Below are 19,819 nucleotides of genomic sequence, written 5' to 3' on the forward strand. Positions count from 1 at the left end.
CAGTGTCACGACGACCGGCTTCCCCGCGTGAGGACGCGCGCATGTGTCTCGGCATCCCGATGCAGGTCCTGGAAACCGATGGCTTCACCGCGCGCTGCACCGGCCGCGGCGAGGAGCGGCGCGTCAACGTCATGCTGATCGAGGAGGTGCCGGAAGGCGGCTGGGTCCTCGTCCATCTCGACCGCGCCGTCCGCCCACTGGAGTTCGAAGAGGTGGAGCCGCTGAACCGCGCGCTGGACGCCATCCTGCTGGCCGCGAAGGGGGAGAATGTGGACCACCTGTTCGCCGACCTCATGGAAAAGGCGACCGCATGACCCCCGGCGGCCCCGAGGCGGGCTTCGCCGCCGACGCGCGTCCCGCCTGCGGGTCTTGCGGCGCGGTCTACAACCCCACGGCGGGCGATCCGGGGCGGGAAGTGCCGCCGGGAACGCCCTTCGGCGGCCTGCCGGACTATTGGCGCTGCCCGGGTTGCGGCGGGCCGCAGCATGGCTTCACCGTCGCGGCACCGCCCGGCGGCGATGCGATGGACGCGCGCGTCGCCGCCCTGACCGCCAGCTACCGCCTGATCGCGGAGCGCGACATGGCCGGCGTTCCCATCTGCAACGCCGCCCTTGCGGTGGAGGCGCTGGGGTTCCGCCCCCAAGGGCCGGGCTGGATCGGCTGCGTCATCGCCCCCTGGTTCCTGAACGCCGTGCTGATCCCGCGCGATCCCGCCTTATGGGCGGAGCGGCGCGACGGCGACAAGATGGAGATCGCCCTGCCCTCCGGCGCCTACCGCTTCACCGCGGCGCGCGTGGGCGTCCTGGGAACGCTGGCGGTGATCCCGCTCGCCTCGGCTATGAACGTGTTTCCCGATCAGCAGGACGCCCGCGACGCCGCCGCCCTGGCGCTCGACCATCTGATGCGGGAGCCGCAGCCACTGGCGCCACAGACCGAGCCGCCGCCGGCAAGCGATGCGGAGGCGGCGAAGCCCGCCCTGTCCCGCCGCTCCCTGTTCGGGAGAGCGCGCCGATGAGCGTGGTGGGCGGTGGACTGGAAGGCACCGTGTCGGTGCGGCTGCGGACCGCCAACGGGCGGGTGCGCGCCGTGTCGGTGCAGGTCCGCCGCCCCGCCGCCGCCCGCGCCCTGTGCGGACGCACGCCAGACGAGGCGATGCGCCTCGTGCCGCTGTTGTTCAGCCTGTGCGGCACCGCCCAGTCGCTGGCCGCGCTTGAGGCTCTTGAGGGTGCGCTCGGTCTCGACGCCCGACCGCACATCACCGCCCGCGTCCTGCTGGCCGAGGCGGAAGCCGCGACGAACCACGCGTGGCAAGTCCTGATGGACTGGCCGGCACGGCTCGGCGAGGCGCCGCAGCCCAAGGAGTTGGCAGTCCTGCGCGCCGCGGCGGCGGCGATCCATCCTGCGCTCTACCCGGCCCGCGACGGGCTGCGCCTCGGCGGCGGCTCCCTGCGGCCCGACCGCGCCGCTCTGACCGCCGCCATCGCGGCCCTGCGCAAGGGGGTGGAGCGCGCCGTCTTCGCCGCCCCGGCTCCCACCGACGTGGCGGCGTTGGAGCGCTGGGCCGAGGCGGGCGGAACCGGTGCGGCTCGGCTGATTCGCCGCGTCCTGGCACCGGGCATGGCAGGCTTCGGCGCCTGCGGCGTGGCGGCGCTGGAGCCGCGTCCGGCGGGCTGGTTCGGCGAGCGGCTGTCCGTCGACGCGGAGTTCTCCGCGCGTCCCCGGCAGGACGGTGCCCCGGCCCACACCGGGCCGCTGGCCCGCCGCACCGCGCATGCGCATCCGCTGGTCGCCGCGTTGCTGGCCCGGCACGGCTCCGGTCTCGCCGCTCATGCCGCCGCCCGGCTGGTGGAACTGGCGGGACTGGCGGAGCGCTTGGCATCCTGGGCGGACCGCCTCGACGACGCCGAACCGGCTCCGCACACCGGCGCCACGCGGCGCGGCGCGGGAAGTGGCGTCGTGGAAACAGCCCGCGGGCGCCTCGCCCACTGGCTGCGGCTTGAGGACGGTCGTATCGCCGATTATCGCATCGCGGCGCCGACCGAATGGAATTTCGCCGCGGACGGACCGCTGGCCCGGGGTTTGGAAGGCACCGCGGCCGACGCGGGTCTGGCCGAACGTGCCGGCCTGCTGGTGGCCGCACTCGATCCCTGCGTGGCCTCCGCCATCACGATTCAGGACGAGGACTGACCCATGCACGAGCTGGCGCTCAGCCAGGGCATCATCGACGTGATCCGCGATCAGGCCGCGGCCCAGGGCTTCACGACGGTGAAGACGGTGCGTCTGGTCATCGGCACCCTGTCCCACGTCGAACCGGAGGCCATCGCCTTCGGCTTCGACGCGGTCAGCCGCGGCACCATCGCGGAGGGCGCCGTTCTGGACATCGAACGCCCGCCGGGTCAGGCCTTCTGCCTGTCCTGCGAGAAGCCGGTCCCGCTGCCCGAGCGGTCGGCCCCCTGCCCGGACTGCGGCGGCCACCAGCTGATGGTGACCGGCGGCGAGGAAATGCGCGTCAAGGAACTGGAGGTGGAGTGATGTGCACGGTCTGCGGCTGCGCCGAAGGCGAAACGAAAATCGAAGCCGGCCACGCGCACGGCCATCACCACCACGGTCACGACCATCATCATGATCATGACCACCATCATCATCACGACCACAGCCACGAGCATCTCGGCCCGGACGGCAAGGTCTACCGGCACACGCACGGCGACGACCATGGCCATGATCATGGGCATGACCACGGCACCATCGACCTCGGCCGCGGCCCGGCGGGGACGGAGGTGCCGGGAATGTCGCAGACCCGGCTGGTCGCCATCGAACAGGACATCCTCGCCAAGAACGACAGCTTCGCCGCGGTGAACCGCCAGCTGTTCGCGGCGAAGGGCGTGTTCGTGCTGAACCTGATGTCCAGCCCCGGTTCGGGCAAGACGACCCTGCTGACCCGCACGCTGATCGACCTGAAGGGGCGGTTCCCGATGGCGGTGATCGAGGGCGACCAGCAGACCTCCTTCGACGCCGACCGCATCCGCGCCACCGGCACCCCGGCCATCCAGGTCAACACCGGCAAGGGCTGCCATCTCGACGCCCAAATGGTTACCCTGGCAATGGGGCGCCTGCCGATGGAGGCGGGCAGCGTTCTGTTCATCGAGAATGTCGGCAACCTCGTCTGCCCGGCCGGTTTCGACCTCGGCGAGGCGCACAAGGTCGTCGTGCTCTCGGTGACGGAGGGGGAGGACAAGCCCCTGAAATACCCGGCGATGTTCGCGGGCGCCGACCTGCTGCTGGTCAACAAGGTCGATCTGCTGCCGCATCTGACCTTCGACGTGGCGCGCATGATCGCCTACGCCCGCCAGTTGAAGCCGAACCTGCGCGTGATCGAGGTTTCCGCGACCGCCGGCCAGGGGCTCGATGACTGGTACGGCTGGATCGAGGAGGGGCTTGCGACGGCCGTGGCGGGACGCGGCGCATGAGCCCCGCCGATTTCCTTCTGATGGCCGGGGCCTGCCTGTACTTCATGGCCACCCCCGGACCCGGCATTTTCGCTGTGGTCGCCCGCTCCCTCGCCCTGGGCTGGCGGCGCAATCTGGGTTTCCTCGCCGGAATGGTGGTGGGCGACCTCGTGCTGCTGGCGCTCGCCCTCGGCGGGCTGGCCGCCGTCGCCCACACCTTCGAGGAGTTGTTCACCCTGCTGCGCTTCGCCGCCGCCGGTTACCTGATCTGGCTGGGCATCCGAACATGGCGCGCGCCCGTCACCCTCGGTGGAGACCCGCCGGTGGCCGAAGGCGCGCAGTTGCGGGGCTTCGCGAGCGGGTTGGCCCTGACCCTTTCCAACCCGAAGACCATCCTGTTCTACATGGCCTTTCTCCCGGCCTTCGTGGATCTGACCCGCGTATCCGCCACCGACGCCGTGCTGATGGCCGGCATCGTGGTGGGCGTGTTGAGCGCCGTCCTGCTGACCTACGCCATGGCGGCGTCGCGCGCCCGTCATCTGTTCCGCAGCGAGCGGGCCATGAAGGCACTGAACCAGGGCGCCGGCACGTTGATGATCGGCGCTGGCGTGGCGGTCGCCGCGCGGTGAAACGGCTTCGCCTCCGGGTCCGCGGGCAGGTGCAGGGGGTCGGCTTCCGGCCCTTCCTGCATGGGCTGGCGCACCGCCTCGCACTGACCGGTTGGGTGCTGAACGACGGGGCCGGGGTGCTGGCGGAGGTGCAGGGCGAGACCCTGGAGCGCTTTTTGACGGCGCTCGCGAAGGATGCCCCACCGTTGGCGCGGATCGACGCGGTCGAGGCGGAAGACTGCCCCATCCGCCCCGACGAGGCGGGTTTCGCCATCCTTGCGTCGCGGCACGGAACGGTGACCACCGGGGTCGCCCCCGACGCCACCGTTTGCCCGGCCTGTCTGGCCGAGCTGTTCGACCCGGCGGACCGGCGCCACCGCTACCCCTTCCTCAACTGCACCCATTGCGGGCCGCGCTTCACCATCACGCGCGCCCTGCCCTACGACCGGCCGCAGACCGCCATGGCGGGCTTTCCGCTCTGCCCGGACTGCGCCGCCGAATACGCCGATCCCGCCAACCGCCGCTTCCACGCCCAGCCGACCGCCTGCCCGGCCTGCGGCCCGCGCCTGTCCCATTCCATCGAGGAAATGCTGGTCGCGCTGCGCGGCGGACGGATCGTTGCCATCAAGGGGCTGGGCGGCTTCCACCTCGCCTGCGACGCGTTCAACGCGGCGGCGGTGGAACGGCTGCGAGCGCGCAAGCAGCGCAACGGCAAGCCCTTCGCCCTGATGGTCGCCAACGCTGCTTCCGCGGAGCGGTTCGTGGAAATCGGGGAGGCGGAACGGGCGTTGCTGGAGGGGGTGGAGCGGCCTGTGGTGCTGTTGCGGCGGCGGGACGGCGCCCCCACACTTCCCGACGCCATCGCTCCCGGTCTCGCCTGGTTGGGCGTCATGCTGCCCTACACGCCGATCCAGTACCTGTTGTTCCACGAGGCCGCCGGACGCCCGGACGGCACGGCATGGCTGGAGCGGCCGCAGGACCTCACCCTGGTCATGACCTCCGCCAACCCAGGCGGCGAACCGCTCGCCATCGGCAACGCCGAGGCGCGGCAACGGCTGGCAGGAATCGCCGACCTGATCGTCGATCATGACCGCGACATCCTGATCCGCGTCGACGACAGCGTCATGCGGGTGGTGGCAGGCGCGCCGGCGTTCCTGCGACGGGGACGGGGCCATGCGCCGGTGCCCATCCGTCTACCGCGCTCCGGACCGTCGGTGCTGGCGGTCGGCGGGCACCTGAAGGCCACCGTTTGCCTGACCCGCGGCGACGAAGCCTTCCTCAGCCAGCACATCGGCGATCTCGACAACGCCGCGACCGTAGCGTTCCTTGAGGACAGCGTCGCCCATCTGCGCCGCATCCTGGCGGTGGAGCCGGTGGCCGTCGCCCACGACCTCCACCCCGACTTCCAGAGCACCCGCTTCGCCGAATCGCTCGGCCTGCCGACCCTGCCGGTGCAGCATCACCACGCCCACATCGCCGCGGTGCTGGCCGAACACGGCCTGGACGGCCCGGCGCTGGGGCTGGCGCTGGACGGGTTCGGGCTGGGGACGGACGGCGGGTCCTGGGGCGGGGAGATGCTGCTGGCGGAGGGCACCGGCTTCACGCGCCTCGGCCATCTGGCGCCGCTGACCCAGCCGGGCGGCGATGTCGCGGCGCGCCAGCCCTGGCGCATGGCGGCGGCGGCGCTGGCCCGCATGGGGCGCGGCGCGGAGATCACCGGGCGCTTCGCCTCCTGCGGGCCGGCGGACGGCGTGCGGCGGATGATCGAGGCCGGCGTCAACGCGCCGCCCACCAGCTCCTGCGGGCGCTGGTTCGACGCCGCCTGCGGCCTGCTGGGGATTCGCGCCGACGCCGGCTTCGAGGGCGAGGCGCCGATGGCCCTGGAATCGCTGGTGCGCCGCCCCACGGTGCTGGAGGGCGGCTGGCGGATCGACGGCGGCGTGCTGGATATCACCCCCCTCCTGGAAAGTTTGTTGCAGATCAATGCGCAGGAGGGGGCCGACCGGTTCCATGGCACCCTGGCCGCGGCGCTGGTCGCTTGGGCCATGCCGGCGCTGACGGCGCGCGGCCTCGACCGCATCGCCCTGTCCGGCGGCTGCCTGATGAACGCCGTTCTGGCGGAGGGGTTGAGCGCCGGCTTCGCGGCGCGCGGCGTCACCGCGCTGCTGCCGCGCCAGGCACCGGCCAACGACGGCGGGCTCAGCCTGGGACAGGCCTGGGTCGCCATGCAGAGTTTGCTTGAGGAAGGACCGCCCCCATGTGCCTCGCCGTTCCCGCCCGCGTGATCGAGCTTCTGGAGGACGACCGCGCCACCGTCAGCCTGGGCGGGGTGAAGGTCGCCTGCTCCCTGGCGCTGGTCGAGGGCGTGGCGGTGGGCGACTACGTCATCGTGCATGTCGGCTACGCCCTGTCCAAGCTCGACCCGGAAGAGGCGGAGCGCACGCTTGCCCTGCTCGCCGAAACCGGCACTGGCACCGGTGCCTTGCCGCCCGCCTCGGATGCCGCCTGACTTTGTGGACCCCGCCATGACCGACCGCCGTCTCTTCACCCGCAAGCTCGACCTCGCCCGCGGCACCGTGGACATGAGCCACGGATCCGGCGGCAAGGCCATGGCCCAGCTGGTGCGGGAACTGTTCGCCGCCGCCTTCGCCAACCCGCTGCTCGACCAGGGCAACGACCAGGCGGCCTTCGACCCGCCCGCCGGACGGATGGTGGTGACGACCGACGGCTTCGTCGTCTCGCCCCTGTTCTTTCCCGGTGGCGACATCGGCTCGTTGGCCGTGCACGGCACGGTGAACGACGTCGCCATGGCCGGGGCGGTGCCGCTCTATCTGACCGCCGGCTTCATCCTGGAGGAAGGCTTCCCGCTGGCCGACCTGAAGCGGCTGGTGGACAGCATGGCCCACGCCGCGCGCGAGGCCGGCGTGTCCATCGTGACCGGTGACACCAAGGTTGTGGAGCGCGGCAAGGGCGACGGCGTCTTCATCACCACCACCGGCATCGGCGTGGTGCCGCCCGGCGTCGCCCCGTCCGGCGAGCGGGCGCGGCCCGGCGACGCGATCCTGGTCAGCGGCACCATGGGCGACCACGGCGTCGCCATCATGTCCACCCGCGAGAATCTCAGCTTCGAGACGGACATCCGGTCGGACAGCGCGGCGCTGCACGGGCTGGTCGCCGGCATGGTCGCGGCGGTGCCGGACGTGCATGTCCTGCGCGACCCGACTCGCGGCGGTCTGGCAACGACGCTGAACGAGATCGCCCACCAGTCGGGAGTCGGCATGCTGCTGCGCGAGGCCGACATCCCGCTGAAGGCGGAGGTCGCAGCCGCCTGCGAACTCCTGGGGCTCGACCCGCTCTACGTCGCCAACGAAGGCAAGCTGATCGCCATCTGCGCAGCCGAGGACACCGAACGCCTTCTGTCGGCCATGCGCGCCCATCCGCTGGGGGTCGATGCCGCGGTCGTCGGCACGGTGGTCGTGGACTCCCACCGCTTCGTGCAGATGGAGACGCGCTTCGGCGGCAAGCGCATCGTCGATTGGCTGTCTGGCGAGCAGCTTCCCCGCATCTGCTGAGCCTCCGCTTGCGCCGGAAGAGGCACTCCGTCGGCTTCGCTCACGCCACCCGGCGTACCGCAATGGAACTGTGGCGGATCGGCCCAGCCGGGGGACCCCGGACGCGCCTCACGCGTTGCCTCCCCCGGAAGGCGGTCGTGTTTCCGCCAGCCGAATTGTGAGTACGGGGGATCGATGGGTATTCCGCAGTCCATCCAGTTGGGTGCTGCACCGCTGGAGCCGGCGACGCTCGCCGGCACGGCGTCCGCCGCTGAGCTGGTCGCGCGCTTGCCGGCCACGGCACCGCTGCACCGCAACCGGGTGAAACGGGCCTTCGACCTCGTGGGGGCGGTCGGGCTGATTCTGTTCTTCGGACCGTTGATGCTGATCGTCGGGCTCCTCATCACGCTGGACGGCGGCCCCGCGGTGTTCGGCCACCGGCGCATCGGGACGGAGGGTCGGGACTTCACCTGCTGGAAGTTCCGCTCCATGGTCGTCAACGCACCTGAGGTGTTCGAAAAGCTGATCGAATCCGATCCGGAGGCCCGCGCCGAATGGGAGGCCACGCGCAAGCTGCGCAACGATCCCCGCATCACCTGGATCGGCCGTTTCCTGCGCCGCACCAGCCTGGACGAGTTGCCGCAGCTCTTCAACGTCCTGACCGGCGATATGAGTCTGGTCGGCCCGCGCCCCATCGTGCAGGAGGAGGTGGCGCGCTATCACGTCTGCTTCCCCTTCTACACGCGCTGCCGCCCCGGCCTGACCGGACTGTGGCAGGTCAGCGGCCGCAACGACGTGGACTATGGCCGGCGCGTCCAGCTCGACACCGCTTATCTGCTGGGCTGGAGCTTCTGGGGCGACTTCCGCATCCTGCTGCGCACGGTCGGCGTGATGCTCAGCGGAAAAGGTGCCTATTAAGGCTTAGAATCCCCGCGCCGCCGCCCTCCCTCGCCCGGAGAGTGGCGGCGCGGAGGGCAGAGACACATATCCTATCCTGGGCGAGGCGACGGGCCCTGCGGCACCAGGGGGCAGGATTTGAGATTGCCCGGTCAACGTGCTAGGTTGCGAATGGACGACCGGCGGGACCGGCCGAAAGGCCATGCTCCGCCGTACGAAAGCACAGACGCACCGGCCTTGGGCGTCCGACAGGCGAAACCCCTGGTACAATAAGGCTTGCAGTCGCGTTGATGGCTTTGATTCCGCCGGCCGGGCCGGTCAGTCAAGAGGGGCGCAGGATGGCGAAACTGCTGGCGGCGCTGTTGCTGCTGATGGTGGCGATGGGACCCGCCTGTGCGGTGGTGCCCGCTTCCCGCGCCGACACCAGCATCGCGCTGGAGCATTACCGGCAGGAATTCGCAAAAGCCAAGGGCACCTCCACCCTCCCCTCCCCGGCGGACCGCAACTATCTCCTCTTCTCCGACGTCATGCGCCGCGTGCTGGCCGAACATGTGAAGCCGGGCACGCCGCAGGTTCTGGTCGAAAAGGCCGTCGCCGGCCTTCAGAAGAAGAAGAAGGAGGAGCCGGGGGCAACCGACCGGACGCTCACCGAGGCGGCGCTGGACGCGATGCTGACCTCCCTCGATCCCTATTCGGCCTTTCTCGACTCGGAGCACTTCCGCTACATGCGGGAGCAGACCCAGGGTGAGTTCGGCGGGCTGGGCATCGAGGTGACCATGGACGAGGACAGCGGCCTGATCCGCGTCGTATCGCCCATCGACGGCTCCCCCGCCGCCCGCGCCGGACTGCGCACCGGCGACCTGATCGCCCGCATCGACGAGGCGCAGGTCAAGGGCATGAACCTGCGCGACGCGGTGGCCCGCATGCGCGGCCCGGTCGGCACCTCGGTCGCCCTGACCATGCGGCGCAACGGCGGCAACAGCGGGAACGGCGGTCCCGACGCTCCCTTCCGGGTGTCGCTGACCCGCGCGATCGTGAAGATCCAGCCCGTGCGCTACCGGCTGGAGGGCGACGTCGCCTATATCCGCATCGCCGCCTTCAATCAGCAGACCTCCCACGCGCTGGACGAGGCGGTGGAGGAGATGCGCCGGCAGGCCCATGGCCGGCTGGCCGGGGCGGTGCTGGATCTGCGCAACAACCCCGGCGGCCTGCTCGACCAAGCGGTGAACGTCGCCGACCGCTTCCTGGAGGCGGTGGACATCGTGTCGGTGCGGGGCCGCGATCCGGACGAAAACCGCCGCTACACCGGCACGTCGGGCGACCTGCTGGCCGGGCTGCCCATCGTCCTGCTGATCAACAGCGGGTCGGCCTCGGCGTCGGAGATCGTGGCGGGCGCCCTTCAGGACCACAGCCGGGCGCTGCTGTTCGGCACGCGCAGCTATGGCAAGGGCTCGGTGCAGACCATCTCATCGCTGTCCGGCGACATCGGTATTCGCCTGACCACCGCACGCTATTTCCGCCCGTCCGGCGGACTGGTCGACTGCTTCGGCGTGTCGCCAAACCTGGAGATCAAGCCGGCCAACGACAACAGCGAGGAAACGCATCCCGACCCGGCGACCTGCGACCCGCACGCCACCCCGCCGCCGCCGCCGCGCGCCTGGAGGATCGAGGACCTGTGCCCGGACGTGGCCGCCGCCCCGTCGAAGCCGGACGCCGACCGCCCGCTGGACTGCGCTGTCGCCGCTATCCGCACCCGCCTGATGGGCACGCTGATCGGGCGGCCATAAGCAAAAGCCCCTCTCCTCGGCGAGACCCAACAAAAAAGCCCTCCGTTCCAGTGGAACGGAGGGCTTTTTCTTTGTGCCCCACTCACCGTCTCGAACCGTGTTGGCGGATCGCGACGGCGGGGGAAATGGTGCTGCTTCCGCGACCGGACGTGAGGGGATGGGTCCGCCCCGCCCCCTCAAACCCGGCTGTTCGACGTCAGACCACTTCGACGCGCTGCGCTTCCGGACCCTTGACGCCCTGGCGGACGGTCACCCGCACCTGCTCGCCGTCGGCGAGCACGTCCAGGCCCGAGCGCTCCAGAGCGCGGATGTGGATGAAAATGTCCTTGCCGCCGGTGGACGGGGCGATGAAGCCGAAGCCCTTGGACACGTTGAACCACTTCACGGTGCCGTCGACCGTCTCCTCGGCGCCGCCGGCGGCGCCGCCGTAGCTGCTGCCACCGCCGTAGCTGCCGCCGCCACCGTAACCGCCGCCGTAGCTGTCGCCGCGCGGAGCGCGCGCCGCCGGGCGCGGGGACTCACTGGCGGTCGAGGTGTCGACGTCGTGGATGGTGGCGACCTGCGGGCCCTTCGGGCCGCGGGACAGGTCACAGGTGATGGTGGCACCCTCGGGCAGGCTGTCGTGTCCGCAGAACTGCAGAACCGTGGAATGCAGGAAGGCATCCGGCGAGCCGTCTTCGGGCGTGACGAAGCCGAAGCCCTTCGTCGCGTTGAACCACTTGACGGTGGCGCGGATGTTGCGCTGGGTGATCTCGGGAGCGCGGAAGCTGTTGCGCTGCGGACGGTCGAACATACGTGGTCTCATCTGTCGTGATAGGCCATGCCCCAACAGGCGGAACATGGCCCTCCGAAGATGATCCGTTCCGCCGCGCTTTTCAATTGAGATCGCGCGCGCCGGAAAGAAAGATTCGGCAAAAACCCAGCCGAAGGCCGCCCGGCGGTCACCGGGCGACCAAAAATATCGCAATTGCTGCGAGAATCGGCGGATTACCGGTCAAGTCCGGGCGCTCAAGACCGCCCTATCAGAACTGGACCGTCAGACCGCCCCGCAGCACTTCTTGTGCTTCTTGCCGCTGCCGCAGGGGCAGGGATCGTTCCGGCCGACCTTGGGGCCGCTGCGCGGGCGGGCGCCCAGAGTGCCGTCCACATAGTACCAGCGGCCGTCCCGCTTGGTGAAGCGGCTGGTCTCATGATGCTTCTGCGGCTTGCCGTTCATGGTGAAGTGGGCAACGAACTCGACCACGCCGTCCTCGTCCTGCGCCCCGCCGGCCTCGGTGCTGCGGACCTCGAGGCCGGTCCACTGGCTGTTGGCGGCCCAGGTCTCGATCTCCTTGCGGTCGAAGTCCTCGCGGGTCTCCGGGAGCAGCGTCTCCTGCAGATAGTCGATCTTCCCGCAGGCAAAGGCCGAATAGCGCGACCGCATCAGCGCTTCGGCGGTCGGCGCCAGCGCGCTGCCGTCCAGATAGGGGCCGCAGCAAGCGTCCAGGGGCTTGCCGGAGCGGCAGGGGCATTCGGTGGTGGCGGTGGTGGTCATGACTTCCGGCCTCTCGATTTGAGGGCGCCATGCATAGCGCAGCCGGCGCGGCGCGCCAAGCGTCACGGCCGCCGCCGGTTGGCCGCGTGAACTGGCCGCCGCAAATTCGCCTGAACCGGACCGGCATTCGCGCTAACCTGTACAAAACAGGGGCGCCCGGCCCGGAGCGATGGAACCGGTGATGACCAGACGCGGACCCGACCTTCCCACGCGGCGCATCGCCGCCGACACCGTGCTGATCCGCCAGGGCGAGGCCGGGGACTGCGCCTGGCTGATCCAGTCGGGCGAGTTGGAGGTTCTGCTGGACGGTCCGGACGGCCCGCGCCACCTGGGCACCGTCGGCGCCAACGCCATCGTCGGGGAGATGGCCCTGCTGGACGACGGACTGCGCAGCGCCACGGTGCGCGCCCTGACCACCGTCGAGGCGGTGGAACTGTCCCGCGGCACCTTCCGCGCGCTGCGCGGCCGCTGCCCGCCGCTGACCTCCTACCTGCTGGAAAGCCTCGTCGCCGCGATCCGCCGCAGCTACGGCCTGTCCCAGCCCGAGCGGCAGGAGGGCGGCGCCGCCATCCGCTCCTCCGATTCCTTCGCCACGGTGGCGGACCGCCGCATGTTCCGCCACGGCCACAGCTTCTTCCGCCAGGGGGACGAGGGAACGGCGGCCTACCTGATCCAGTCCGGCTCGGTCGGCGTTCGGCGCGACGAGACCGACCTCGGCGTGCTGGGGCCGGGACGCATCTTCGGGGAATTGGCTCTCCTCGCAAACCGGCCGCGCGCCGCCACCGTCGTTGCGCTGGAGGCCACGGTCTGCGAAATCATCCGCAAGGACCAGTTCGCCAAAGCCATCGAGACGATGCCGCCCATCCTGCGCTCGCTGACGCGCATCTACATCGAACAGCTGTCCGGCGGACGGCTCCTGCCCCACCACGCCGAACCCGCAAGAACCGACCCTCCATGACGTCCAAGACCACCACCAAAGCCGTCCGCGTCAAAACCGCCCGCCCGAAAGTTCCCCGCCCGCAGCCCGACCTGTCCTTCGAAACCGCGCTGGGCCAGGGGCGGCTGGTCTGCGGAATCGACGAGGTGGGGCGCGGCCCGCTCGCCGGCCCTGTGGTCACCGCCGCCGTGGTGCTGCCGGCGGGCGGCCTGCCCGACGCGCTGGCCCGTGCCATCAACGACAGCAAGGCGCTGAGCCTGCGCGCCCGCGAGGCGTTGGAGCCGGAGATCCGCGCCCACGCCCTGGCCGTCGCGCTCGCCGCGGCGTCCGCGGCGGAAATCGACGCCCTCAACATCCACAAGGCCACGCTGCTGGCCATGAAGCGCGCCTACGAGGCGCTGCCCGGCGAGCCGCCCGCCGTCGCGCTGATCGACGGCAAGTTCAAGCCCGACCTGTCCTGCCTGATGGAAGCCATCGTCAAGGGCGACGGGCGCAGCCAGTCGATCGCGGCCGCCTCCATCGTCGCCAAGGTGGCGCGCGACCGCGAGATGATACGGCTGGCCGAGCTTCACCCGGAGTATGGCTGGGACCGCAACGCCGGCTACCCGACGCCGGAGCATCTGGAGGCGCTGCGCCGCCACGGCGTGACGCCCCACCACCGAGTCACTTTTGCACCAGTCCGCGCCCAAATCGAGCGGGCCGGCTGACCGCCGCGATTCCGGGATAAGAAATCAGTTGACGGCGACTCGGCGGCGAATCATTGTCCCAACGACTGATTCGCTGTTTTGGTTTCGTCAATGCTCCCCCTGAACAAAATTCTCGTGGGCGATTGCATCGCCCTCATGAATGAAATGCCGGCTGAATCGGTGGACCTTGTCTTTGCCGATCCGCCTTATAACCTCCAGCTGGGGGGCGAACTCTTGCGCCCGAACCACTCCCGTGTCGAAGGAGTGGAGGAGGACTGGGACAAGTTCGAGGATTTCGAGACCTACGACCGCTTCACGCGGGACTGGCTCGCCGCCGCCCGCCGCATCCTGAAGCCCGAGGGATCGTTGTGGGTGATCGGCAGCTACCACAACATCTTCCGTGTCGGCGCCACGCTGCAGAATCTGGGCTTCTGGATTCTGAACGACATCGTGTGGCGCAAGACCAACCCGATGCCGAACTTCCGCGGCACGCGCTTCGCCAACGCGCATGAGACCATGATCTGGGCCTCGCGCGAAAAGGACGCCCGCTACCGCTTCAACTACGACGCCATGAAGGCGCTGAACGACGACCTGCAGATGCGCAGCGACTGGCTGCTGCCGATCTGCAACGGCGCGGAGCGCCTGCGCGACGAGGACGGCCGCAAGGCCCACCCGACGCAGAAGCCGGAATCGCTTCTCTACCGCGTCATCCTGTCCTCCTCCCGCCCCGGCGACACGGTTCTGGACCCCTTCTTCGGCACCGGCACCACGGGTGCGGTGGCGAAGCGGCTGGGCCGCAACTGGATCGGGCTGGAGCGCGACCCGACCTACGCCAAGGCGGCCACCGCCCGCATCGAGGCGGTGGAGGAGGCGCCCGACGCCGCCGTTCTCGACACGCCGCCGAAGCGGTCGGCCCCGCGCATTCCCTTCGGCTGGGTGGTGGAGCGCGGCCTGCTGCGACCCGGCACGTCGCTGTTCGACCTGCGCCGCCGGGTGGTCGCCCGCGTGCGCGCCGACGGCACGCTGATCGGGGCCGGCCCGCGCGGCGAGCATCGCGGCTCCATCCATCAGGTGGGGGCCGCCATGGCCGGGCTGCCGGCCTGCAACGGCTGGACCTTCTGGCACTATGAGGACGGCGGCGACCTGCGCCCCATCGACGTGCTGCGCGAGCGCATCCGCTCCGAAGCCTCCGCCTGATCCCCGGCGCCGGACTGGAGACGGAGCGGCCGTTCACGCCGCCCCGTTCCCGCGAGTTCGGCATTGGAGCCCCTCATCAAGCGCCGCCCGCATGCCTTGGCAGGACGGGGACGGCGTGATAGGCGTGTCCGCCATGAACAAGCTCTTCGCCACCGTCACCGCTCCGGCGCCCCGTTCGGCCCCGGCGGCGCTTTCCACCCGTTGCTTCGTGCGCGATCTGGTCATGGATGCGTTGATCGGCGTCTATGCCCACGAACGGATCAAGCCGCAGCGCATCCGCCTGAGCCTCGACCTGGACGTCGTCGCCCCCGGCGTCACCGGCGAGGACATGGCGGCGGTGGTGAAGGGATTGGTCAGCCAGGGCCACGTCACCCTGATCGAAACGCTGGCCGAACGGATCGCCGAGCGCTGCCTGTCCGACGAGCGGATCGCCAGCGTCAAGGTGCGGGTGGAGAAGCTGGACGTGTTCCCGGACGCCGCAAGCGTCGGCGTCGAGATCGAACGCGCCCGCGCCTGACCCGTCAGGCGGGTTCCGTTTCCTCCACCGTCACGCGGCCGGCGGTGACGGCGGGCGGCGCCATGGGTGACGCGGTCAGCGGCAAATGGATGGTGAAGCGGCAGCCGGACCCCGGTTGTGACGCCACGGCGATGCGCCCGCCAAGTGTTCCCGTGACGATGTTGTAGACGATGTGCAGGCCGAGCCCACTGCCGCCTTCGGCGCGGCGCGTGGTGAAGAAGGGCTCGAAAATACGCTCGATCTGGTCCGGCGGAATGCCGCGGCCATCGTCGGCGACGTCCAGCACGACGCTCCCCGCGCCGGCGGAGGACGGACCGCCGGTGCCAGCGGCGATGGTGATGGTCCCCGGCACGTCGGGCCGGAAGGCGTGCAGCAGCGCGTTGATGACCAGATTCGACACGACCTGCGACAGGGCGCCCGGATAGCTGTCCATGATCAACCCGTCCGGACAGTCCAGCGTCACCCGATGCCCGGTGCCTTTCAGCTGTGGGGCCAGACTGCCGAGCACGCCGTCCAGATAGCCGCGCAGTTCGAACAGCCGCCGCGCCTCCGACGTCTGGTCCACGGCCACCTGCTTGAAGCTCTGCACCAGCGCGCAGGCGCGCTCCAGATTGCCCAGGACGATGGAGGCCCCCTCCTCGATCCGGTCCACGAAGTCCTCCAGGTCGCGGCGGCGCAGCTGGCCATCCGCCAGGCCGGCCCTGAACTGCCGCGCCTGCTCGGCGAGATGGCTGGCGGCGGTCACGCCGATTCCCACGGGCGTGTTGATCTCGTGCGCCACTCCAGCCACCAGTGCCCCCAGCGACGCCAGCTTCTCCGCCTGGACGAGGCTCCTTTGGGTCCTCCGGAGGTCGCGCAGCGCGCGCTCCGCCTCCTCCTTCGCGGCGACCAGCGCCTTTTCGGCGTATTTGCGAGCGGAGATGTCGTGAAGAGTCACGAAGAGCGATTCCACACCGTCGTGATCCATCGCCATTGCCGACAACACACCCCAGAAGGGACGCCCTTCGGCGGTTCTCAGCCGCGTCTCGACATCCGGCCGCCGTCCGCAGCGGAACACGCCATCGGCGAATCCCTGCCAATCAGCTGAAGTCTCCAGAAAATCCGGCATCGCGCGCTCCAGCAGGGCGGTGCCCGTGGTTTCCAGAAGCTCCGCGGCGGAAGCGTTCGCGAACAGGATGCGCCCATCGCTACCCCGCGCGATGACGATGGGAAAGGGCGAGGACTGCAGAATGACGTTCAGCCGCCCTTCGCTCGCCCGCAAAGCCGCGGACTGGCGGTGCAGCGCGCCGATCGCCTCGGCGAACCGCTCCACCGCATTGCCGATGCGATCGAATTCCTCCAGCGAGGCCGGCGGCAAGGCCACCGTCTGCGGGCTCTTCTGCAAGGCGTGCAGAGTGTCGCTGACGCGCAACACCGGAGCCACCACATGGCGGCGCAGCAGCGCCGTCACGATGCCCAACAGCAGGATGGCCGCAGCGATTCCCGCCACCCCGGTCCACAACCCGCGCCAGCCATCGGCGACGATGCGGTCCGTCATCAGCAGGGTGGTCGCGGCAGCGTCGCTGGACAGGCTGTCGGCCAGCGTTCTCAGTTGACGATAAACGAGGTCGCCGTCCTGCCGAACCTGTGCCAGCACGGACAGACGCCCGCGTTGCAGGTCGATCACCGTGCGCGCCGCCGCGAACCGGTCCAGAAGGATGGCAAGCCGGTTGGGTTGGACCGTCGGCCCCGTCCTCATGCTGGAGAGGCTGTCCAGCAAGGCTTGCTGGTTGCGCAGCAGCCCCGTGGCCTCGCTGTCCAGCAGCGCGAGTTGCTCCGCCGTTTCACCGGCCGCCGCCTGCCCGTAGAGCCGGCGCAGATGGTACAGGTTGCTGAGGAAGGCATAGTCCTGGACCGCCTTGTCCGGCTCCGCCAGCAGCGCGGTGGCGCCGGCCAGCGCTTCGTCGACCCCGGCCAACTGCTCGCGGATGCTGGCGGACAGCGAGTCGATCAGGTTGGCGCGATGGTTGCTGCGCCGCACGGCGCTCAGCGCACGGTCGAGCTTGTCCAAGACGTCGGCATCGACCACCAGGGCGAACCGGCTGGCCAACGCCTCAGCCTCGTCCAGGGCGGCGGCGCGGCGGGCGTGGTCCCGGCTGTTGAGGATCACCTCGGCCAGCCGGCTCAGCTCGGCGGCGGTCAGGGCGTCGCGGTGCTGCGCGCCGGCGCGCGGCATGGTGACGTTGCGCGCCTCCTCCGCGATGCCGGCGATGCCGAGGAAGGCCGACCCGACCACCACCATCAGAGTCCCCAGCACCAGGACCACGGCGGCGGCCAGCATCATCGCCACAGCCTGCAGACGGGGTTTGCCCCCGGAGCGGTTGACCGCCCCAACCGTTGGAACGTCGCGAGAGGGACCGTTGGGAGGGGGAACCGCGCCATGGGCGTCGGCGCTCCCGGTGACCGGCGCGCCGGCCGCCGCCACGATGTCCGCTACCGCGATGTCGCCCGGCCCCACCGGCTTTCGATTGTCCATCCCACCGTTCCAGCGCATCTCCCAGGACGAAAATCGCACAAAAAGACACTTCAAGCGATGTGCATGAATGGAGTTTTGCAAACAACGGTAAAGTATCCCGATTTGGCCTCATTCCTCCAGACGATTTTCCAAAATTCAGCGCCGTTGAGCGGCATTGCTCAAAAATTAGCTGCGGTGATAACCGAGCGCGGCGCAGGAAGAACGGCGATTTCCTGGATGAGTTTTTGCCGGAGCGCTTCGACGAAGCTGCTGCGGTCCATTGCCGTTTTCACGAATCCATTCATGCCGCCGACGACATTCTCCTGATAATACTCTTCCAGCCACGGAAACTCGTCGAGGATGGCCAGGGCGTTGATGGTAATCCCCTGCCGCTCGACCCGGTCGCGCACACCCGCGGGGTCCGGACCGCTGTTGGAAAAGCCGTTCGACACGATGTCGATGACCTTGCGCGCGGCGTCGAAGCCGTTGCCGGCGAACAGCTTCGCCGATTCGTCGATGGCGCTGCCCAGCGCCGTGGAATCCCCCTGAAAACCACGCGGCGCCTTGTCGATCCGGTCCGCGAAGGCGGCCACCTCCTCCGCGCTGGTCAGCGGAGTCCAGGGCACCAGGACGCGCAGGCTGTGCGGGCCTGAGAAGACCACCAGGGTCGCCGCAACGCCACCCGCGGTCACCGCGTCGCGGACGTCCGGATCGCGGAAGGCCGCGGCGTGGCCCTGCAACTGGAACTCCAGATCCCCATCGGTGATCGACGCCGACCCGTCCACCGCCAGAACGAGTTCCAAGGCGACGCGACGCCCGGCGGGGGCCGGCCCCTTCTTCGCCTTGGCCTCCGCCCGCTGAGGCGGCTCCGCCCGCAGGGGTCCGGCAAGCCACGCGCCGGCCAGGAAGGCCGGCAAGGCCAGGATCGTCCGCCGCCTCATCTCGCTCCATCCACCTTCCGTTTACGCGTGCGCCCCGTTTACGCGTGAGCCAGGGCGTGACGCACCACCTTCATCATGACGGAAGGGAGGGCCTGCCCGCCCAGCCGGTCCACCGGAACCCACAGCCCCTCGGCCATCCGCCAGCCGTCGCCGGCCTTGGCCGCGACGACCTCAAGGTCGAGGTGAAAATGGCTGAAAGTATGGCGGACCACGCCCGGCAGGCGGCGCCAGGACAAATCCAGCGGTGCCGCCGCCGCGATCTCGGCATCGGTCGGCGCGTGGCCGGCCCAGGGGGTGGAGGGCACTTCGGTCATCCCGCCCAGCAGCCCCTCCTCCGCCCGGCGGCGCAGCAGAACGGCCCCCTCCGGGTTCAGCAGCCAGAAGGCGACGCCGCGCCGGGTCGGCTTATCCGCCTTGGCGGCCTTGCGGGGAAGCTGCTCCTGGATGCCGGCAGCACGGGCGGCGCACCAGTCCGACCAGGGGCAGAGCATGCATTTCGGCTTGCGCGGCGTGCAGACCGTTGCGCCCAGATCCATCATCGCCTGGGCGTAGTCGCCGGGCCGCTCGTCCGGCGTCAGGAGGGCGGCCAGCGCGCGCAGCTTGGGCTTCACGCCGGGAAGCGGTTCCTCGACGGCGAACACGCGGGAAACCACCCGTTCCACATTGCCGTCCACCACCGTCGCCTTGTGGCCGAAGGCAATGGCGGTGATCGCCGCCGCGGTGTAGGCGCCGATGCCCGGCAGGTCCAGCAGAGCCACCTCCTTGTCGGGGAAGCGCCCCGCCCGCTCCGTCGCCACCACCTGCGCGCATTTGTACAGGTTGCGCGCCCGCGCGTAGTAGCCGAGCCCGGCCCAGGCCACCAGCACGTCGTCCAGCGGCGCCGCCGCGAGGTCGCGCACCGTCGGCCAACGTTCGGTGAAGGCGCGGAAATAGGGTGCGGCGGCGGGCACCGTGGTCTGCTGCAGCATGATCTCCGACAGCCAGACCCGGTAGGGGTCGGCGACCTCCCCCGGCTTGGCGCGCCAAGGCAGGTCGCGGCGGTTGTGATCGTACCAGGAGAGCAGTCGTGGGGCGGCGTCCCTGGGGGCACTCTTCGGGGCCTGTCTCTTATACACATCTGACGCTGCCGACGATTATACGCGAGTGTAGATCTCGGTGGTCGCCGGATCATGAAAAAGGGGGGGGGGGGGGGGGGGGGGGGGGGGGGGGGGGGGGGGGGGGGGG

20 protein-coding genes are annotated in these 19,819 nt (G+C 70.1%); 15 read left to right on the forward strand and 5 right to left on the reverse strand.

Annotation, left to right across the window (positions count from 1 at the left end; genetic code table 11):
- Positions 1–41: 41 nt before the first annotated feature.
- The 11 genes from Q4I23_RS02690 to Q4I23_RS02740 all read left to right on the forward strand — a co-directional run bounded on the left by Q4I23_RS02690 (position 42) and on the right by Q4I23_RS02740 (position 10,289).
- Complete coding sequence (locus tag Q4I23_RS02690) at positions 42–314, forward strand: HypC/HybG/HupF family hydrogenase formation chaperone (protein ID WP_454017032.1); 273 nt, start codon at positions 42–44, stop codon at positions 312–314.
- Positions 311–1,015 (forward strand): [NiFe]-hydrogenase assembly chaperone HybE, encoded by a 705-nt coding sequence (gene hybE, locus Q4I23_RS02695; RefSeq protein ID WP_498525219.1) that lies wholly within the window; start codon positions 311–313, stop codon positions 1,013–1,015. Before Q4I23_RS02690 ends, hybE begins: the two co-directional genes overlap by 4 nt.
- A complete protein-coding gene (locus Q4I23_RS02700; RefSeq protein WP_498525220.1) occupies positions 1,012–2,187 on the forward strand; it encodes a nickel-dependent hydrogenase large subunit in 1,176 nt (391 codons plus the stop codon). The genes hybE and Q4I23_RS02700 overlap by 4 nt, the downstream gene beginning before the upstream one ends.
- 3 nt (positions 2,188–2,190) lie before the next feature.
- Positions 2,191–2,532, forward strand: a complete 342-nt coding sequence (gene hypA, locus Q4I23_RS02705; protein ID WP_454017035.1) for a hydrogenase maturation nickel metallochaperone HypA — start codon at positions 2,191–2,193, stop codon at positions 2,530–2,532.
- On the forward strand, positions 2,532–3,467 hold the full coding sequence (hypB, locus tag Q4I23_RS02710; RefSeq protein ID WP_498525221.1) for a hydrogenase nickel incorporation protein HypB: 936 nt from the start codon (positions 2,532–2,534) through the stop codon (positions 3,465–3,467). Before hypA ends, hypB begins: the two co-directional genes overlap by 1 nt.
- The gene (locus tag Q4I23_RS02715) at positions 3,464–4,075 is read left to right on the forward strand and encodes a LysE family translocator (protein ID WP_498525222.1); all 612 of its coding nucleotides are present in this window, start codon (positions 3,464–3,466) and stop codon (positions 4,073–4,075) included. Before hypB ends, Q4I23_RS02715 begins: the two co-directional genes overlap by 4 nt.
- Entirely contained in the window at positions 4,072–6,339 is a 2,268-nt protein-coding gene (gene hypF / locus Q4I23_RS02720; protein ID WP_498525223.1) for a carbamoyltransferase HypF, read from the forward strand. Before Q4I23_RS02715 ends, hypF begins: the two co-directional genes overlap by 4 nt.
- Complete coding sequence (locus tag Q4I23_RS02725; RefSeq protein ID WP_454017039.1) at positions 6,312–6,563, forward strand: HypC/HybG/HupF family hydrogenase formation chaperone; 252 nt, start codon at positions 6,312–6,314, stop codon at positions 6,561–6,563. Before hypF ends, Q4I23_RS02725 begins: the two co-directional genes overlap by 28 nt.
- A gap of 16 nt (positions 6,564–6,579) precedes the next feature.
- Positions 6,580–7,626, forward strand: a complete 1,047-nt coding sequence (gene hypE, locus Q4I23_RS02730) for a hydrogenase expression/formation protein HypE (protein ID WP_498525224.1) — start codon at positions 6,580–6,582, stop codon at positions 7,624–7,626.
- A gap of 174 nt (positions 7,627–7,800) precedes the next feature.
- Positions 7,801–8,523, forward strand: coding sequence for a sugar transferase (locus tag Q4I23_RS02735; protein ID WP_237905177.1), 723 nt, complete (start codon positions 7,801–7,803; stop codon positions 8,521–8,523).
- 317 nt (positions 8,524–8,840) lie between these two features.
- Positions 8,841–10,289, forward strand: coding sequence for a S41 family peptidase (locus Q4I23_RS02740; RefSeq protein ID WP_498525225.1), 1,449 nt, complete (start codon positions 8,841–8,843; stop codon positions 10,287–10,289).
- A gap of 196 nt (positions 10,290–10,485) precedes the next feature.
- Here Q4I23_RS02740 and Q4I23_RS02745 read toward each other — a convergent pair whose 3' ends face one another.
- Together Q4I23_RS02745 and Q4I23_RS02750 are read right to left on the reverse strand one after the other, a co-directional pair.
- Complete coding sequence (locus tag Q4I23_RS02745) at positions 10,486–11,082, reverse strand: cold-shock protein (protein ID WP_498525226.1); 597 nt, start codon at positions 11,080–11,082, stop codon at positions 10,486–10,488.
- Between the two features lie 243 nt (positions 11,083–11,325).
- Positions 11,326–11,823, reverse strand: coding sequence for a YchJ family protein (locus Q4I23_RS02750; protein WP_498525227.1), 498 nt, complete (start codon positions 11,821–11,823; stop codon positions 11,326–11,328).
- A 181-nt stretch (positions 11,824–12,004) separates the two neighbouring features.
- Here Q4I23_RS02750 and Q4I23_RS02755 point away from each other — a divergent pair, with 181 nt between their 5' ends.
- The 4 genes from Q4I23_RS02755 (at position 12,005) to Q4I23_RS02770 (ending at position 15,160) form a co-directional block, all read left to right on the forward strand.
- A complete protein-coding gene (locus tag Q4I23_RS02755; protein ID WP_498525228.1) occupies positions 12,005–12,781 on the forward strand; it encodes a cyclic nucleotide-binding domain-containing protein in 777 nt (258 codons plus the stop codon).
- Entirely contained in the window at positions 12,778–13,467 is a 690-nt protein-coding gene (rnhB, locus tag Q4I23_RS02760) for a ribonuclease HII (RefSeq protein ID WP_498525229.1), read from the forward strand. The genes Q4I23_RS02755 and rnhB overlap by 4 nt, the downstream gene beginning before the upstream one ends.
- A 90-nt stretch (positions 13,468–13,557) precedes the next feature.
- Entirely contained in the window at positions 13,558–14,643 is a 1,086-nt protein-coding gene (locus tag Q4I23_RS02765) for a site-specific DNA-methyltransferase (RefSeq protein ID WP_145627156.1), read from the forward strand.
- A 133-nt stretch (positions 14,644–14,776) separates the two neighbouring features.
- Positions 14,777–15,160, forward strand: a complete 384-nt coding sequence (locus tag Q4I23_RS02770) for a dihydroneopterin aldolase (protein WP_040134860.1) — start codon at positions 14,777–14,779, stop codon at positions 15,158–15,160.
- Between the two features lie 4 nt (positions 15,161–15,164).
- Here the strand turns inward: Q4I23_RS02770 and Q4I23_RS02775 are convergent, their stop codons facing one another.
- From Q4I23_RS02775 to mutY, 3 genes are all read right to left on the reverse strand, one after another.
- Positions 15,165–17,675 carry a sensor histidine kinase gene (locus Q4I23_RS02775; protein WP_498525230.1) on the reverse strand — a complete coding sequence of 837 codons (2,511 nt, stop codon included), beginning with the start codon at positions 17,673–17,675 and terminating at the stop codon, positions 15,165–15,167.
- A 158-nt stretch (positions 17,676–17,833) separates the two neighbouring features.
- A complete protein-coding gene (locus Q4I23_RS02780) occupies positions 17,834–18,595 on the reverse strand; it encodes a DUF1194 domain-containing protein (protein ID WP_498525231.1) in 762 nt (253 codons plus the stop codon).
- 38 nt (positions 18,596–18,633) lie between these two features.
- Positions 18,634–19,710 (reverse strand): A/G-specific adenine glycosylase, encoded by a 1,077-nt coding sequence (mutY, locus tag Q4I23_RS02785; protein WP_498525232.1) that lies wholly within the window; start codon positions 19,708–19,710, stop codon positions 18,634–18,636.
- Between the last annotated feature and the right edge of the window lie 109 nt (positions 19,711–19,819).

The organism is Azospirillum sp. UFLA03-27 (genome assembly GCF_059803775.1).

Coding starts and splice junctions, on each gene's coding strand:
- Q4I23_RS02690 (WP_454017032.1), top strand. CDS start 42: ATGTGTCTCGGCATCCCGATGCAGGTCCTGGAAACCGATGGCTTCACC.
- hybE (WP_498525219.1), top strand. CDS start 311: ATGACCCCCGGCGGCCCCGAGGCGGGCTTCGCCGCCGACGCGCGTCCC.
- Q4I23_RS02700 (WP_498525220.1), top strand. CDS start 1,012: ATGAGCGTGGTGGGCGGTGGACTGGAAGGCACCGTGTCGGTGCGGCTG.
- hypA (WP_454017035.1), top strand. CDS start 2,191: ATGCACGAGCTGGCGCTCAGCCAGGGCATCATCGACGTGATCCGCGAT.
- hypB (WP_498525221.1), top strand. CDS start 2,532: ATGTGCACGGTCTGCGGCTGCGCCGAAGGCGAAACGAAAATCGAAGCC.
- Q4I23_RS02715 (WP_498525222.1), top strand. CDS start 3,464: ATGAGCCCCGCCGATTTCCTTCTGATGGCCGGGGCCTGCCTGTACTTC.
- Q4I23_RS02725 (WP_454017039.1), top strand. CDS start 6,312: ATGTGCCTCGCCGTTCCCGCCCGCGTGATCGAGCTTCTGGAGGACGAC.
- hypE (WP_498525224.1), top strand. CDS start 6,580: ATGACCGACCGCCGTCTCTTCACCCGCAAGCTCGACCTCGCCCGCGGC.
- Q4I23_RS02735 (WP_237905177.1), top strand. CDS start 7,801: ATGGGTATTCCGCAGTCCATCCAGTTGGGTGCTGCACCGCTGGAGCCG.
- Q4I23_RS02740 (WP_498525225.1), top strand. CDS start 8,841: ATGGCGAAACTGCTGGCGGCGCTGTTGCTGCTGATGGTGGCGATGGGA.
- Q4I23_RS02745 (WP_498525226.1), bottom strand. CDS start 11,082: ATGTTCGACCGTCCGCAGCGCAACAGCTTCCGCGCTCCCGAGATCACC.
- Q4I23_RS02750 (WP_498525227.1), bottom strand. CDS start 11,823: ATGACCACCACCGCCACCACCGAATGCCCCTGCCGCTCCGGCAAGCCC.
- Q4I23_RS02755 (WP_498525228.1), top strand. CDS start 12,005: ATGACCAGACGCGGACCCGACCTTCCCACGCGGCGCATCGCCGCCGAC.
- rnhB (WP_498525229.1), top strand. CDS start 12,778: ATGACGTCCAAGACCACCACCAAAGCCGTCCGCGTCAAAACCGCCCGC.
- Q4I23_RS02765 (WP_145627156.1), top strand. CDS start 13,558: ATGCTCCCCCTGAACAAAATTCTCGTGGGCGATTGCATCGCCCTCATG.
- Q4I23_RS02770 (WP_040134860.1), top strand. CDS start 14,777: ATGAACAAGCTCTTCGCCACCGTCACCGCTCCGGCGCCCCGTTCGGCC.
- Q4I23_RS02775 (WP_498525230.1), bottom strand. CDS start 17,675: ATGGACAATCGAAAGCCGGTGGGGCCGGGCGACATCGCGGTAGCGGAC.
- Q4I23_RS02780 (WP_498525231.1), bottom strand. CDS start 18,595: ATGAGGCGGCGGACGATCCTGGCCTTGCCGGCCTTCCTGGCCGGCGCG.